Below are 15,961 nucleotides of genomic sequence, written 5' to 3'. Positions count from 1 at the left end.
CCATGACATGGCATCAGAATTCTTTGTCGAGAATGTTGAAAAGTTCTTCGGCGCTGGCCGATGCGAGCGTCGGCTCCGCCGGGTCCTCCGTCCGGCCGTGCGCCTCGGCCCACTTCGCCGTGAGCGCCTTGAGCCGGGCGGTGATCCGCGCGTGCCCGTCGGGATCCGGTACGAGCCGGTCCAGCGCCTGTTCCAGCTCGGCCAGCTCGGCCTCCAGCGGTTCGGCGGCCGTGTCGTCGTCGCCGAGCAGTTCGGCCTTGATGAAGGCGGCAACGGCTTCCGGTGTCGGGTAGTCGAAGACGAGCGTGGCGGGCAGGCGTACGTCCGCCGCCGCGCTCAGCCGGTTGCGCAGTTCGACCGCGGTCAGCGAGTCGAACCCCAGCTCCTTGAACCCCCGCACCGGATCGACCGGGTCCTCGGTGTCGTGGCCGAGCACGGCGGCGACATGGGTACGTACCAGGCTCAGCAGCATGCGGTCACGCGCCGCCCTGGACAGCGGGGTCAGCCGGTCCGTCAACGAGACGGGCGCGGCGGCGGGGGCCGTGACCGAGGCCGTGGCGGGCGCCCGCCCGACAGGGGCGGTGACCAGGCCCCGGAGCATCGGCGGCGGCCCTTCCTCCCGCGACCGGACGGCCGCGAGATCCAGCCGGATCGGCACCAGCGCGGCCTCGTCGAGCGCGAGCGACTCGTCGAACAGCGCCAGCCCCGCCTCGGCCGACAGCGGCAGCAGGCCGGAGTGACGCAGCCGGCGCAGATCGGCCTCGCCGAGCTGGGCGGTCATGCCGCCCACCTCGGGCGCCCACATGCCCCAGGCCAGCGAGAGCCCCGGCAGACCGGCCGCCCTGCGGTGCGCGGCCAGCGCGTCGAGGAAGGCGTTGGCCGCCGCGTAGTTGCCCTGCCCGGCGGCGTCGAGCGTGCCGGCCGAGGAGGAGAAGAGCACGAACGCCGACAGATCGAGATTTTTCGTGAGTTGGTGAAGATGCCAGGCTGCGCGGGCTTTGGGGTGCCAGACCGTGTCCACCTGCGCGGGCGTGAGCGAGCCGATGACGCCGTCGGCCACGACGCCCGCCGTGTGCACGACCGCGGTTATGGGACGGCCCGCGAGCAGCTCCGCGAGCGCGTCGCGGTCGGCGACGTCGCACGCCGCGACCTCGACGCGGGCCCCCTGCTCGGTGAGCTCCGCGCGCAGCCGCTCGGCGCCCGGGGCGTCGAGCCCCCTGCGGCCGACCAGCAGCAGGTCGCGTACGCCGTGCGCGGCCACCAGATGCCGGGCCACCAGCGCGCCGAGCCCGCCCGTGCCGCCGGTGACGAGCACGGTGCCGACTCCGCCGATCGGCGCGGGCACGGTCAGCACGATCTTGCCGGTGTGCCGGGCCTGCGCCATGTACCGGAACGCCTCGGGCGCGCGTCGCACGTCCCAGACACGGGTCGGGAGGGGTGCGAAGGTGCCTTCCTCGAACAGCTTCACCAGCTCGGTCAGGATCTCCTGGGTCCGATCCGGCCCGGCGTCGGAGAGGTCGAAGGGCGCGTAACGGACGCCGGAGGCGATCGTCTCCACGTCCCGGATGTCGGTCTTGCCCATCTCCACGAACCGGCCACCGGGAGCCAGCATGCCCAGGGAGGCATCGGTGAACTCACCCGCGAGCGAGTTGAGCACCACGTCGACCTGGCCGAACTTCGCCGCGAACTCCAGCGTCCGCGACGAGGCCACATGCTCCTCATCCAGCGGCAGCGACGCCCACTTGCCGGGACTCGCCGTACCGAACACCTCCGCGCCCAGCCACCGCGCGAGCTGCACCGCCGCCATGCCGACCCCACCGGCGGCCGCGTGCACCAGCACCCGGTCACCCGTTTTAAGGTCGGCCAGATCGACCAGCCCGTAGTAGGCGGTCGCGAACACGGCCGGCACGGCGGCCGCGTCCACGAAGGACCAGCCGTCCGGCATGTGCACCACCATCCGGTGATCGGTCACCGTATAGGGCCCGAAACCACCCTCGAACAGCCCGAACACCCTGTCTCCTGGAGCGAACCGGGTGACGCCGGAGCCGACCTCGACGACCACGCCGGCGCCCTCGCCGCCGATGGACGCCTCGCCCGGGTACATGCCGAGGGCCATCAGGACGTCGCGGAAGTTCAGTCCGCAGGCCCGCATGGACACGCGTACCTCGAACTCCTCCAACGGCCGCCGGGCCGCGTCGCAGGCGGTCGCCGCCAGGGCGTCGATCGTCCCCGGCTCGGTGATCTCCAGATGCCAGGACTCCGCACCGGCCGGCGGCCTCAGCAGGCCGTCCTCGCCGGTCCTGGCCAGCCGTGGCGCGAGGGTGTCGCCGTCGCGAAGGGCCAGCTCAGGCTCCTGACCTGTCAGTACGGTGGGCAGCGCCCGGTAGGAGGCCGCCGTGCCGTCCACGTCTACGAGGAGGAACCGGCCGGGGTTCTCGGCCTGCGCGGCACGTACCAGACCCCAGATGGGGGCGTGGGCCAGATCGGGGGTGCCGTCGTCGGCACCGGTGCGCACCGAGTCGCCGGTCACCAGCACCAGCCTGGCGCCGCCCAAGCGCTCATCGGCCAGCCAGCCCTGCAGCAGGCCGAGCGTGCGGCCGGTCAGCTCGCGCGCGTCCGCCGAGGGATCCGCCGAGGGATCCGCCGACGCGGGCTCGCGTCCTGCGGAGACCAGCCCCGCAGGCTCGTACCCGGCGCGGACCAGCACCGCCGTCGGCGGCGGGGTCAGTGCGGCCAGTGCGTCCAGGTCCGGGACGGCGCGCGCGGAGAGTCCCGCGGCGCGCAGGCCCGTGAGCAGCTCGCCGTCGTCGGCGCCGAGCACCGCCCAGTCCTCGTGCGGGCCGCCGATGGCCACCCGCGTCCACTTCACCTGGTACGGCGAGGCGCCCGCCCCGCTCCGGCCGGCGCCGAGCCCGGCGCCGGAGACGGGCCGCATGGCCAGCGAGCCCACGCTGGCCAGCGGCGCGCCCGTCGCGTCCGCCACGGTCAGCAGCGGCGCGCCCGAGCCGTCGGCGGACACCTGGACGCGGACGGCAGTGGCGCCGGTCGCGTACAGGCTGACGTCGGTCCAGCTGAAGGGCAGCTCAACCCGAGGATCCCCGGACGCCATCGCCCTGCCGTCCCGGGGATCCTCGGTCGCCAGCCCGATGGCGTGCAGCACGGCATCGAACAGCGCGGGATGCAGGCCGAAGCTGCCCGCGTCCGCCACCACGCCGTCGGGCAGCTCAATGTCGGCGAACACCGTGCCGTCGCGCCGCCAGGCCGCGCGCAGCCCGCGGAAGGCGGGCCCGTATTCGGTGCCTTCGACGGCCAGCTGCGCGTAGAGGTCGCCGACGTCGATGGGCGTGGCGCCGGGCGGCGGCCATTCGGCCAGGTCGAAGGCGGCTCGTTGGTCCGCGACGGCGAGCGTCCCGGTCGCGTGCCGGGTCCAGGGCCGCTCGCCCGTGGTGGCCCGCGAGTAGACGGTCACCGTACGGCGGCCCGAGTCGTCCGCCCCGGAGACGATCACCTCGATCGTGACGGCGTCCCGCTCCCCCAGTACGAGGGGAGCCTCCAGGGTCAGCTCTTCGACGAGGTCGCACCCGGCCTGGTGACCGGCCGCGACGGCGAGCTCGACGAAGGCCGTGCCCGGAACCAGCACGGTGCCGAGGATCCGATGATCGGCCAGCCAGGGGTGGCCGGCGAGCGAGAGCCTGCCGGTGTACAGCGACCCACCGGTGTCGGGCAGCTCGACCGCGGCGCCCAGCAGCGGGTGAGCCGCGGCCTCGAGTCCGAGCGAGGCGGGATCGCCGCCGTGGTGGGCGAGCTTCAGCCAGTAGTGCCGGCGCTGGAAGGCGTAGGTGGGAAGATCCACCCGCTCGGCTCCGGTGAAGAAGGTGTCCCAATCCACCTCCGCGCCGCGCGCGTACGCCCGGCCGACGGCCGTGATCAGTTGCCCGGCCTCGTCCCGGTCTCGCCGCAGCAGCGGCACCGCCACCGGCGCGGCTTCCCGCTCTGAGGCGCCTTCCTGTACCAGCCCCGACAGCACCGCGTCGGGACCCAGCTCCAGGAGGGTCCGTACGCCCCGCTCGCGCAGGAAGGCGACGCCGTCGGCGAACCGTACCGGCTCGCGCACGTGCCGCACCCAGTACTCGGCCGAGAACCGCGACACCGGCTCACCGGTCAGGTTCGACACCACCGGGATCGCCGCGTCCTGGTACTCCAGTCCGGCGGCCACCTCACCGAAGGCGCCGAGGATCGGCTCCATGCGGTGGGAGTGGAACGCGTCGCTGACCCGCAGCCGCCGGCATCTCAGCCCGCGCCGGCCGAACTCCGCCGCCACCCGCTCCACCGCGGGCTCGTCGCCCGAGACCACGATCGAGGCCGGTCCGTTCACCGAGGCGATCTCCACCTGGCCCGCCACGTCGGAGAGCTCGGCCAGCAGCTTGGCGACCGTTGCCTCTCCCGCCGCGACCGCGAGCATCGCCCCGCCCTGCGGGAGCCCCTGCATCAGCCGGCCCCGCGCCGCCACGAGCGCGCACGCGTCCTCCAGTGACAGCACGCCCGCGACGTGCGCCGCCGCGAGCTCGCCCACCGAATGGCCCATCAGGTAGTCCGGCGCCATCCCCCACGACTCCAGGAGCCGATAGAGGGCCACTTCCAGGGCGAACAACCCGGTCTGGGCGTACTGCGTCTGGTCGAGGAGTTCCGGCCTGCCCCACATCACCTCGGTCAGGGGCACGTCCAGATGGCGGTCCAAGCCCGCGGCGACCGCCTCCAGGTGCTTCTTGAACGTGGGGAACGCCCTGGTCAGCTCCAGGCCCATCCCCACCCGCTGGCTCCCCTGGCCGGTGAACATGAAGCCCAGCCCGGCGCCCTCAGTGTCCCCGGGACCGCTCACGACGTCGACCGGCTCGGCCCCTTCGGCGACCCGCGCCAGACCCGCGACCAGTTGCGCCCGATCGGCCGCCACCACGACGGCCCGATGGCTCAGCAGCGACCGCGTTCTGACCAGCGAGTACCCCACCTGCGCGGGGCCCACGTACTCGGAGGCCGCCACGAAGTCCCGCAGCCGCTCCGCCTGCGCCCGCACCGCGTCCGCGCCACGCGCGGAGACCACCACCGGTACCGGTACGTCGGCGACCGGCACCTCAGCGGGGACCGGCTCCTCGGCGGGAACACCCTCGATCACCACGTGCGCGTTGGTCCCGCTGATGCCGAACGACGACACGCCCGCCCGGCGTGGCCGCCCGTCGCGGTCCTGCCAGGGGGTCGCCTCGGTCACCAGCGACACCGCGCCCGCCGACCAGTCCACGTGCGAGGACGGGGCGTCGACGTGCAGCGTCTTCGGCAGTACGCCGTGCCGCATCGCCAGGACCATCTTGATCACACCGGCGACGCCGGCGGCGCACTGGGTGTGCCCGATGTTGGACTTGACCGTGCCCAGCCACAGCGGCCGATCCTCCGGACGGTCTTGTCCGTACGTGGCCAGCAGCGCCTGCGCCTCGATCGGGTCCCCGAGCGTGGTGCCGGTGCCGTGGGCCTCGACCGCGTCGATGTCGGCCAGGCCGAGACCGGCGTTGGCCACCGCCTGGCGGATGACCCGCTGCTGGGACGGCCCGTTCGGCGCGGTGAGCCCATTACTGGCACCATCCTGGTTGACCGCGCTCCCTCGCACGACCGCCATCACCTGGTGGCCGTTGCGACGCGCGTCCGACAGCCGCTCCAGCAGCAGCAGACCCACGCCCTCGGCGAACGCCGTACCGTCCGCCGCCTCCGCGAACGCCTTACAACGCCCGTCCCGCGCCAGACCCCGCTGCCGGCTGAACTCCACGAAGATCTCCGGCGTGGACAGCACGGTCACACCACCGGCGAGCGCGAGCGTACTTTCGCCTCGGCGCAGCGACTCGCAGGCCAGATGGAGCGCGACCAGGGACGACGAGCACGCCGTGTCCAAGGTGACGGCCGGACCTTCCAGGCCAAGCGCGTAGGCGACGCGGCCGGACATCACCGAGCTGGAGTTGCCGGTGATCAGGTATCCCTCCACCTCTTCGGGCAGGGGCCCGGGGCCGGTGCCGTAGCCGGTGGCGGAGGCGCCGACGAACACGCCCGTCGAGCTGCCCCTGAGGTCGCCGGGGTCGATGCCCGCGCGTTCGAGGGTCTCCCAGGCGGCTTCGAGCAGCAGCCGCTGCTGCGGGTCGGTGGCCAGCGCCTCACGCGGCGAGATCCCGAAGAAGGCCGCGTCGAAGTCCCCGGCCTCGTACACGAAGCCGCCGACCCGCACGTAGCTGCTGCCGGCGCTCTCGGTGTCGGGGTCGTAGAGCCGCTCCAGGTCCCAGCCGCGGTCGGCGGGGAACTCCGACATCGCGTCCCGGCCTTCGGCGAGCATGCGCCACAGCGCCTCCGGCGAGTCGACGCCGCCGGGATAGCGGCAGCCCATCCCGACGATGGCGATCGGATCGTCGTCGAGCGAGGCGGCGGGGGTGGCGACCGGCGCGACGGGGGCCGCCGCGCCGAGCAGCCTGCCCTTGATGTGCTGGGCGAGCGCGGCGGGCGTCGGATAGTCGAAGACCAGCGTCGCGGGCAGCCGCAGCCCGGTGGCGGCGTTGAGCCGGTTGCGCAGCTCGATGGCGGTCAGCGAGTCGAAGCCGAGCTCCTTGAACGCCCGGCCGGCGTCCACCGAGCCGGCGTCGGCGTGGCCGAGCACGGTGGCGGCCTGCGCCCGGATCAGGGAGACCAGCACCTGGTCGCGGTCGCTCTCGGGCAGCCCGGCCAGCTGCTGCTCCAGCGCGGAGGCGACACCGCCGGGTACGGCGCCCGCCGCGACGTTGCGCTGCGCGGGCGCGTGGACCAGGCCGCGCAGCATCGGCTGGACCCCGGCGGGGTCGCGGCGCATCGCGGCGAGGTCGAGGCGGATCGGCGCCAGCAGGGCCTCGTCCACCGTCAGGGCGGCGTCGAAGAGCGCCAGCCCGTCCTCGGAGGACAGGCCACGGGCGCCCGACCGCTCCATCCGCGCTATGTCGGTGTCCTGCAGATGGGCGCTCATGTTGCTGCGCTGTTCCCAGAAGCCCCAGGCCAGCGATACGGCGGCGAGGCCGTGGGCACGCCGGTGAGCGGCCAGCGCGTCCATGAACACATTCGCCGCCGCGTAGTTGCCCTGTCCGGCATCGCCCAGGACACCGGCCGCGGAGGAGAACAGCACGAACGCCGAGACGTCGAGTTCCCGTGTCAGCTCGTGCAGGTTCCACGCCCCGTCGACCTTGGGCCGCAGCACCGCGTCCACGCGCTCCGGCGTCAGCGCGGCCACCACGCCGTCGTCCAGCGCCCCGGCGGTGTGCACCACCCCGCGCAGCGGAGTCTGTACCTCGGCCAGCAGTTCGGCCAGGGCCGCCCGATCCGCCACGTCGCAGGCCACGACGCGCACCCGCGCGCCCGCCTCGGACAGCTCTTCCAGCAGCTCCGGCGCTCCGGCGGCCGAGATCCCGGACCGGCTCACGAGCAGCAGATCCTGTACGCCGTGCACCGTCACCAGATGACGGGCCACCAGCGCGCCCAGGCCGCCCGTGCCACCGGTGACCAGCACCGTCCCGCCGCCGCCGAACGTGGGCGGCATCGACAGCACGATCTTGCCGGTGTGCCGGGCGAGCGACATGAACCGCAGCGCCTCGCCGGCCCGCCGCACGTCCCAGACCCGGACCGGCGGCAGCTCCAGCGCGCCCCGCTCGAACAGGGCCATCACCTCGGCCAGCAGCTCGCCCAGGCGGTCGGGACCGGCCTCCATCAGGGAGTAGGGGAGGTAACGCAGGCCGGGGTGCGCGTCGGCGACCTGGCCGGGTTCGCGCAGGTCGGTCTTGCCGATCTCCAGGAACCGGCCGCCCGAGGCCACCATGTCCAGGGAGGCGTCGGTGAACTCGCCGGCCAGCGAGTTGAGCACCACGTCGACCTGGCCGAACTTCTGCGCGAACTCCAGTGTCCGCGAGGAGGCCACATGCGCGTCGTCCAGGGTCGTCGCCGCCCACTTGCCGGGGCTCGCCGTACCGAACACCTCCGCGCCGAACGACCGGGCGAGCTGTACCGCCGCCATGCCCACCCCACCGGCGGCCGCGTGCACCAGCACCCGGTCACCCGTTTTAAGGTCGGCCAGATCAGCCAGGCCGTAGTAGGCGGTCAGGAACGCCACCGGCACCGACGCCGCCTCCGCGAACGACCAACCGGCGGGCATGGGCGCCAGCAACCGCCGATCGGTCACTCCTACCGGACCGAACGCGCCGTCCAGCAGCCCCAGCACTCGATCACCGGGCGCCAGATCGGCCACGGCCGACCCGACCTCCAGCACCACGCCCGCGACCTCGCCGCCGATGGGCTCGCCGTGTTCGGGCACCATGCCGAGGGTGACGACCAGGTCGCGGAAGTTGAGACCGGCCGCCCGCACCGACACCCGCACCTCGTCCGGCCCCAGCGGCCGAGCCGCCTCCGGGCAGGGAACCAGGGACAGGCCGTCCAGGCTGCCCTTGACCGCCGCGTCCAGGCGCCATTCCGCGACGCCCACGGGCAGGGCCAGCGTGTCCTTGGTGGCCGCGCGGGCCAGCCTGGGCACCAGCACCTCGCCGGATCGCACGGCCAGCTGCGGCTCGGCGAGCGCCGCCAGCACGGCGGGCACCGGCACCTCGGAGTCGTCGAGGTCCAGCAGTACGAACCGGCCGGGGTGCTCCGACTGCGCGGACCGCAGCAGGCCCCAGACCGGCGCGCTCGCCAGGTCCCGTACCTCCGCGTCGGGCCCCGCCGCCACCGCGCCACGGGTCACCACGACGAGCCGCGCCGAGCTCAGCCGCTCATCGGCCAGCCAGGCCTGTACGAGCCCCAGCGCCCGATGCGTGGCCGACCGCGCGCCACCCACCACTTCTCCCGGTGCGGAGCCGTCCGGCCCGACACTCACGAGCGGTGCGGAGCCGTCCGGCCCGACGCTCACGAACGGTGCGGAGCCGTCCGGCGAGAAGCTCACGCTGTCCGACCGGAAGCTCACGAACACGGTGTCGGGGAGCGGATTCGACGAGGTCAGCGTCGCCAGGTCCGTGTACTCGGCGCTCGCGACGCCCGCCCGGCGCAAGCCGTACGGGTCCGGCCCGAGCACCGCGGCGCCCCCGGCCGGCGTCGGCTGAGCGGCGGGCGCCGCCGTCCACTCGACGCGGAACAGCGAATCGCCGTGGGCCACCGAGGCGGCGGAGAGCTGCTGTGCCGAGGCCGGCCGCGAGACCAGCGAGTCCACCGTGGCGACGGGCGCGCCCGAGGCGTCGGCCAGCCACAGCGACAGGGTGTCGGGGCCCGTCGGCGACAGCCGGACCCGTACGGCCGCCGCGCCCGTGGCGCGCAGGGACACGCCGGTCCAGGCGAAGGGCAGGCTCAGACGGTCGTCGGCGGGGTCCAGCAGCGACCCCGCGTGCAGCGCCGCGTCGAGCAGCGCCGGGTGCAGGCCGTACAGTTCGGCGTCGCGGGTCGCCTGCTCGGGCAGCCTGACCTCGGCGAAGACCTCGTCACCGCGCAGCCACGCCGCCTTCAGCCCTTGGAACAGCGGGCCGTAGCCGTAGCCGGCGTCGGCGAGCCGGTCGTAGAGGCCGTCCAGGTCCGCGGGAGTCGCTCCCTCCGGCGGCCACTGGGCCAGGTCGAAGACCTCGGGGGCGACGTCGGGGGCGACGTACCCGCTCGCGTGGCGGATCCACGGCGCGTCGGCCGGGGCGTCCTCCGCCCGTGAGTGCACGGTGATGCCGCGCCGGCCCGCGTCCTCGGGCGCTCCGACGGACACCTGCAGCCACACCCCGCCGCGCTCGGGTACGACCAGCGGGGCCTCCAGCGTCAGCTCCTCCAGCAGCCCGCAGCCGACCTGGTCGCCCGCGCGGATGGCGAGTTCGACGAAGGCGGTGCCGGGCAGGAGCGGCGTGCCCGCGGCCGCGTGGTCGGCCAGCCAGGGGTGCAGCTGGACCGAGAGGCGTCCGGTCAGGAGGGCGCCACCGGATTCGGCGAGCGTCACGGCCGCGCCCAGCAGCGGATGGCCGGCGTCGGTCAGCCCCGCCGAGGCGACGTCGCCGGCCGAGGTGCGGGTCTCCAGCCAGTAGTGGCGGTGCTGGAAGGCGTACGTGGGCAGCTCGACCAGGTTCGCGCCGGGGAGGAGGGCGTCCCAGTCGACGGCCACGCCACGCACGTACGCCTCCGCGACCGAGGTCAGCGCGCGGCGCAGATCGCCTTCCCCACGGCGCAGAGTGCCGCCGGCGAACGCGTCGGCCCCGGCCTCGTCGATCGTGTCCTGCACGCTCATCACGAGCACCGGATGGGCGCTCATTTCGAGGAACGCGTCGTGTCCCCCGGCGAGCAGCTCCTCGATCACGGCCTGGAACTCGATCGGCTGGCGGGCGTTGTGGAACCAGTAGTCGGCGGTCAGCTCGCCGGTGTCCAGGAGCCGCCCCGTGACGGTGGAGTGGAACGGCACCTCTCCCGTGGTCGGGGACACGGTTTCGAGCAGCCGGGTCAGCTCCTCGCGCAGCGGGTCGACCTGGTCGCAGTGGGAGGCGACGGTGCTGGCCAGCAGGCGGGCGCGGACGCCCGCCGCCTCGTACTCGGCGACGAGCTCGGCGAGCGCCTGCTCATCGCCCACCGCGGTGCACGACGAGGGGCCGTTCTTCGCCCCGATGGACAGCCGTCCGTCCCAGCGGGCCAGCCGTTCCTCCACCTCGCCGGCCGCCGCGGCGATGGCCGCGATGGCGCCCTTGCCCACCAGGCGCTCGGCGAACAGGCGGCTGCGCAGCACGATCACGCGTACGGCGTCGGCCAGGGACAGCCCGCCGGCCACGTACGCGGCGGCGACCTCGCCCTGGGAGTGGCCGACGACGGCGGCGGGCCGCACGCCCAGCGACTTCCACAGGGCGGCCACCGACACCATCACCGCGAACAGCACCGGCTGGACGACCTCGAGCCGGTCCAGCGAGGGCGCGCCCGGCTCGCCGCGCAGCACGTCGAGCAGCCGCCAGTCGACGTGGGTCTCGATCTCCGCCGCGCACTCCGCCATGCTCCGGGCGAAGACCGGCGAGGTGTCCAGGAGGTCCACCGCCATGCCGGCCCACTGCGAGCCCTGGCCGGGGAAGATGAAGACCACGCGGCGCTCAGCGGTGGCCTCGCCCTCGGTCACCTCCGCGGCGGGCTCGCCTTCGGACAGCGCGGTCAGCCCGGCGAGCAGGCCGGTCCGGTCACCGGCGGCGACCACCGCGCGGTGCTGCCAGGTCGAGCGCGAGGTCACCAGCGAGTGGGCGACGTCGACTGGGCGAAGGTCCTCGTGTTCCGCCAGATGGGCCGCCAGCCGGGCGGCCTGCGCGCGCAACGCCTCGGGCGCCTTGCCCGACAACACCAGGGGGACGACGGCCGGGGGCGAACCGCCGTCCCCATCCGGGGTGGCTGCTACGGGCGGCTCCTCCAGGATCAGGTGCGCGTTGGTGCCACTCACGCCGAAGGAGGAGACGCCGGCTCGCCGCGGGGCACCGCCCGCGGGCCAGGGGCGGCTCTCGGTGAGCAGTTCGACCTCGCCGAGGGACCAGTTGACGTACGGCGACGGCTCGTCCACGTGCAGGGTGCGCGGCAGCGTCTCGTGGCGCATGGCCATGGCCATCTTGATCACACCGGCGACGCCGGCCGCCGCCTGGGTGTGCCCGATGTTCGACTTGAGGGAGCCGATGCGCAGCGGCCCGCGTTCGCCCCGGTCACGGCCGTACGTCGCCATCAAAGCGTGCGCCTCGATCGGGTCGCCCAGCTTGGTGCCGGTGCCGTGCGCCTCGACCACGTCGACGTCGGCCGGGGACAGGCCCGCGTTGCCCAGCGCCCGCCGGATCACGCGTTCCTGGGAAGGACCGTTCGGCGCGGTCAGGCCGCTGCTCGCGCCGTCCTGGTTGATCGCCGAACCCCGGATGACCGCCAGCACGGGGTGGCCCCGGCGGCGCGCGTCCGACAGCCGCTCGATCGCGAGGATGCCGACACCCTCGGAGAAGCCGGTGCCGTCGGCGGAGGCGGCGAACGCCTTGCACCGGCCGTCCGCGGCGAGCACCCGCTGCCGGCTGAACGCGGTGTAGGTGCCGGGGGTGGACATCACGGTCACGCCACCGGCCAGCGCGAGGTCGGTCTCGCCGTTGCGCAGCGCCTGGCAGGCCAGGTGCAGGGCGACCAGGGAGGCGGAGCAGGCGGTGTCGACGGTGAGCGTGGGCCCTTCGAGACCGAGGGCGTAGGCGATCCGGCCGGACACCACGCTCGGGGCGTTGCCCGTCACGAGATAGCCCTCGACCTCTTCCGGCGCCTTGTCCAGCCGGGGGCCGTAGTCCTGCGGCTCGGCGCCGATGAACACGCCGGCCTGGCTGCCGCGCAGCGAGCGCGGGTCGATGCCCGCCCGCTCGAACGCCTCCCAGGAGGCCTCGAGCACCAGCCGCTGCTGGGGGTCCATGGCGACGGCCTCACGCGGGTTGATGCCGAAGAAGTCGGCGTCGAACTCACCGGCGTCGTGCAGGAAGTGACCCGACCGGACATAGGTGGCGTTGGGCGCGTCCGGGTCGTCGTCGAACAGCCGGTCGAGGTCCCAGCCCCGGTCGACGGGGAACCCGGTCAGGGTCTCCCCGCTCTCGGCGACCAGCCGCCACAACTCTTCGGGAGTGGTGATCCCGCCCGGATAGCGGCAGCCGACGCCGATGATGGCGAGCGGCTCGTCCGCCCGTGCCCCGGCGGTGACCGGATCGGCTTCAGCCATCTCCGCATCGTCAGCCTCCGTGTCGGCCAGCCCGAGCACCTCGGTGAACAGGTACTCGACGACCGCCTCGGGGGTGGGGTGGTCGAAGGCGATCGTGACCGGCAGCTCGGCGCCGACCGCCTGCGCCAGGCGATCATGCAGCTCGACGGCGGCCAGCGAGTCGAGTCCCAGTTCCCTGAAGCCGCGCTGGGGATCCACCGCGTCGGGGGCGTCTGGGAGCACGGTCCGCAGGACCTCGACGGTCAGGTCGTGCACCAGGTCGGCGAGGAAGCGACGCTGCTCGCTCAAGACACACACTCCGCTCACTCGTGTCATTTCGTACTTGCGGTTGACGTCAATCCGGGGGGGTCACTCGTACTCGCGGCTGAAGGCGATCCGGGGGGTGTCACTCGTACTTGCGGTTGAATTCGATCCGGGAGACGGACACCACCTGGTGGCCGTGCGCGACGACCTCGATGGGCGCGGGGTGGCCCAGGAACATCACGAGGCTCGCGGTCATGCCGTAGGCGCCCGCGTTGGGGATGGTCACGACGTCGCCGGGTGCCAGCGGGGGCAGCGAGACGTTCCTGGCCAGGATGTCGCCGGGGGTGCAGAGCGGGCCGACCAGGGTCGCGGGCGACCGTTCGCCGTCGTGGGTGGCGCCGTTGAGCTCCACCGAGACCGGCAGGAGCCTGCCCAGGCCGGACATGCCGCCGAGGGTGTTGATGCCGGCGTCCAGGATGACGAATCTGCGGCCGCGGCTCTCCTTGACGTTGACCACGGTGCAGACCAGCGTTCCGCAGTCGCCGGCCAGGTAACGGCCGGACTCGCAGGCGATCTGGGGCGTGCCCGCCCGCCAGCCGGCGAACTTCGCGTCGAGGACGGTCTCCAGCCCGGCGCGCAGGCCGCCGTACACGGGCCGCTCTCCACCGGTGAGGTACGGCGCGGCGAATCCGCCGCCGATGTCCAGCAGACGGATCGGCAGGCCCGTCTCCCGCTCCAGGCGCGCGGCCACCGAGATGGTGTGGTCGAACTCGGCGACCAGGCTCTCCTCGTCCTTGGAGTTGCTCAGGGAGAAAAGGTGCGCCCCCGCCAGCCGCGTGCCGGGCACCGCCCGGAGCTCCGGCATCAGCGCGGGGATCGTCTCCTCGTCGAAGCCGAACTGGGAGGGCGCACCGGTCATCCGGATGCTGGTGGCGGCGCCGGGCTCGGCGCTGTTGACGCGCAGCAGGCAGTCCACGAGCACGCCGCGCCGGGAGGCGACCTGCCCGACATGCCACAGATCGGTGGGCGACTCGACGGAGAACAGGCGGACGCCGCCGTCGACGGCGACCTCCAGCTCCTCGGTGGTCTTGCCCGGTCCGGTGAGGAGCACCTCGGAGCCGTCGAAGCCCGCGGCGAACGCCGCGTTCAGCTCGCCGGTCGAGCTGATCTCGGCGAGCGCGCCGCCGTCGCGCAGCGCTCGCGCGATCTCCGGGTGCGGGTTGGCCTTGAAGGAGTAGAACAGCGAGAACCCGCCGGGCAGGGCCTGACGCAGGTCCTTCTGCGCGGTGGCGACGCGGTCCAGGTCGTAGACGTACAGCGGGGAGCCGTAGCGAGCGGCGAGCTCGGCGTACCAGTTCACGCGTGACCTCCGTCGAGCAGCAGGGCCAGCTGTTTGCGCTCGTTCTTGCCGTTGAGCGTCAGCGGGAAGCGGGGCAGGACATGACAGGCGGCCGGCACCTTCGCGGGTTCGAGCCGCTGTTTCAGCGCGTTGAGCACGCTGCTGGGCGTCAGATCGGCCTCGACGAAGACCACGAGGTCACGGCCGTCGGCCGGGGGCAGCACCACGGCCGCGCGCACGCCGGGGACGTCCATGGCGGCCGCCTCGATCTCGGTCGTGCTCATCCGGGTGCCCCGGCGTTTGAACATGTCGTCTCTGCGGCCTTCGAAGTACAGGTAGCCGTCCTGGTCGAGCCGGCCGTAGTCGCCGGTGTGCAGGCGGACCTCGCCGGTGACCGGGTCGCGGCGGTAGGCGCGCGCGGTGAGCTCGGGGTCGCGCCAGTAGCCCGCCATCACGTTGGGACCGGCGACCACGATCTCCCCGGTCTCCCCGGCCGGCAGCGGGCGGCCCGCGCTGTCGAGGATGTCCACCCGGGTGCCGGGCAGCGGACGGCCGACCGCGCCGGGCCGGTCGTGATCGAGCTCCGGCTCCATGATCGTGACGCGCTTGCACTCGGTGATGCCGTACATGCGCACCACCCGAGCGCCGGGGGCGCAGGCGCGCAGGCTGCGGATGGTCGCCTCCGGCAGCGCGGCCCCGGTGTTGGTGAACATCCGCACCTTCGACACCGAGCCGGTCGCCCGCCGGGCCAGGGTCGCGATCATGCCGCCCAGCGAGGGGACGACGGGTACGACGGTCGCGCCGGCGTCGCTGATCTGGCCGAGCAGCATCAGGTCGGATCCGTCCTCGGCCAGGACCAGCTCGGCACCGCCGAGGGCGGCGAGGAAGATCTGGTAGAGGCCGTAGTCGAAGGACATGGGCAGCCGGCAGAAGACCACGTCGTCCGGCCCGTAGCCGAGCACCGCGTTGATCGCCGAGGCGGCGAAGGTGACCTGCGCGTGCGGGCAGATCACCCCCTTGGGCGCGGCGGTGCTGCCCGAGGTGTAGATCAGAATGGCGACGTCCGAGGGCAGGACCTTGACCGGCTCACGCGCGGCCGGCTCACGCCCGGCCGGCTTGTACGCGGCCGGCTCATGCGCGGCCGGCTGCCCCGCCAGGTCCTCGACCTCGGGCCAGAAGTCGTCGATGTCGCGCACCGGCATGGTGGCGACCTCGCGCATGGCCTCGCCGCCCCCGATGACCAGCGTGGGCTCCGCGTCCTGCAGGACGGAGCGGAGGTGGAAGGCCTTCATCTCGGGGTGCAGCGGCACGAAGACCGCGCCGAGCCGCGAGAGGCCGTAGACGATGGGCACCGTCTCCCGCCGGTTGGCCAGCTGGACGATGACCCGGTCCCCCGGGCCCACGCCACTGGCCGCCAGCCGGCGGGCGACGGCGTGGCTGAGCTCGCCGACCCGTTGGTAGCTCCACGCTCCGCGCGCGTCGCGGACCGCGTCGCCCTCGGGTCTCGCGTCCATGGCCTCATCGAGCAGATCGTGGATGAGGCCCGATCGAAGAAACCGCGTCCCGTCCAATATCGTCCTCCCGCCCAGGTGGGAAAAGGAATTTCCAGGAATGTCGATCAATGAAAA

3 protein-coding genes are annotated in these 15,961 nt (G+C 73.5%); all 3 read right to left on the bottom strand.

What is annotated here, in order from left to right; translation table 11 throughout:
- Window positions 1–13 precede the first annotated feature (13 nt).
- Entirely contained in the window at window positions 14–13,039 is a 13,026-nt protein-coding gene (locus tag AB0C30_RS31425) for an SDR family NAD(P)-dependent oxidoreductase (protein ID WP_357951458.1), read from the bottom strand.
- A 97-nt stretch (window positions 13,040–13,136) separates the two neighbouring features.
- Window positions 13,137–14,354, bottom strand: coding sequence for a type III PLP-dependent enzyme (locus tag AB0C30_RS31420; RefSeq protein WP_357951456.1), 1,218 nt, complete (start codon window positions 14,352–14,354; stop codon window positions 13,137–13,139).
- Window positions 14,351–15,847 carry an AMP-binding protein gene (locus AB0C30_RS31415; RefSeq protein ID WP_357951455.1) on the bottom strand — a complete coding sequence of 499 codons (1,497 nt, stop codon included), beginning with the start codon at window positions 15,845–15,847 and terminating at the stop codon, window positions 14,351–14,353. Before AB0C30_RS31415 ends, AB0C30_RS31420 begins: the two co-directional genes overlap by 4 nt.
- Window positions 15,848–15,961 lie beyond the last annotated feature (114 nt).

Source organism: Nonomuraea sp. NPDC048901 (genome assembly GCF_040649695.1).
In the GTDB taxonomy this organism is placed as follows: Bacteria; Actinomycetota; Actinomycetes; order Streptosporangiales; family Streptosporangiaceae; genus Nonomuraea.
This window is presented reverse-complemented; position numbering and strand designations above follow the sequence as displayed.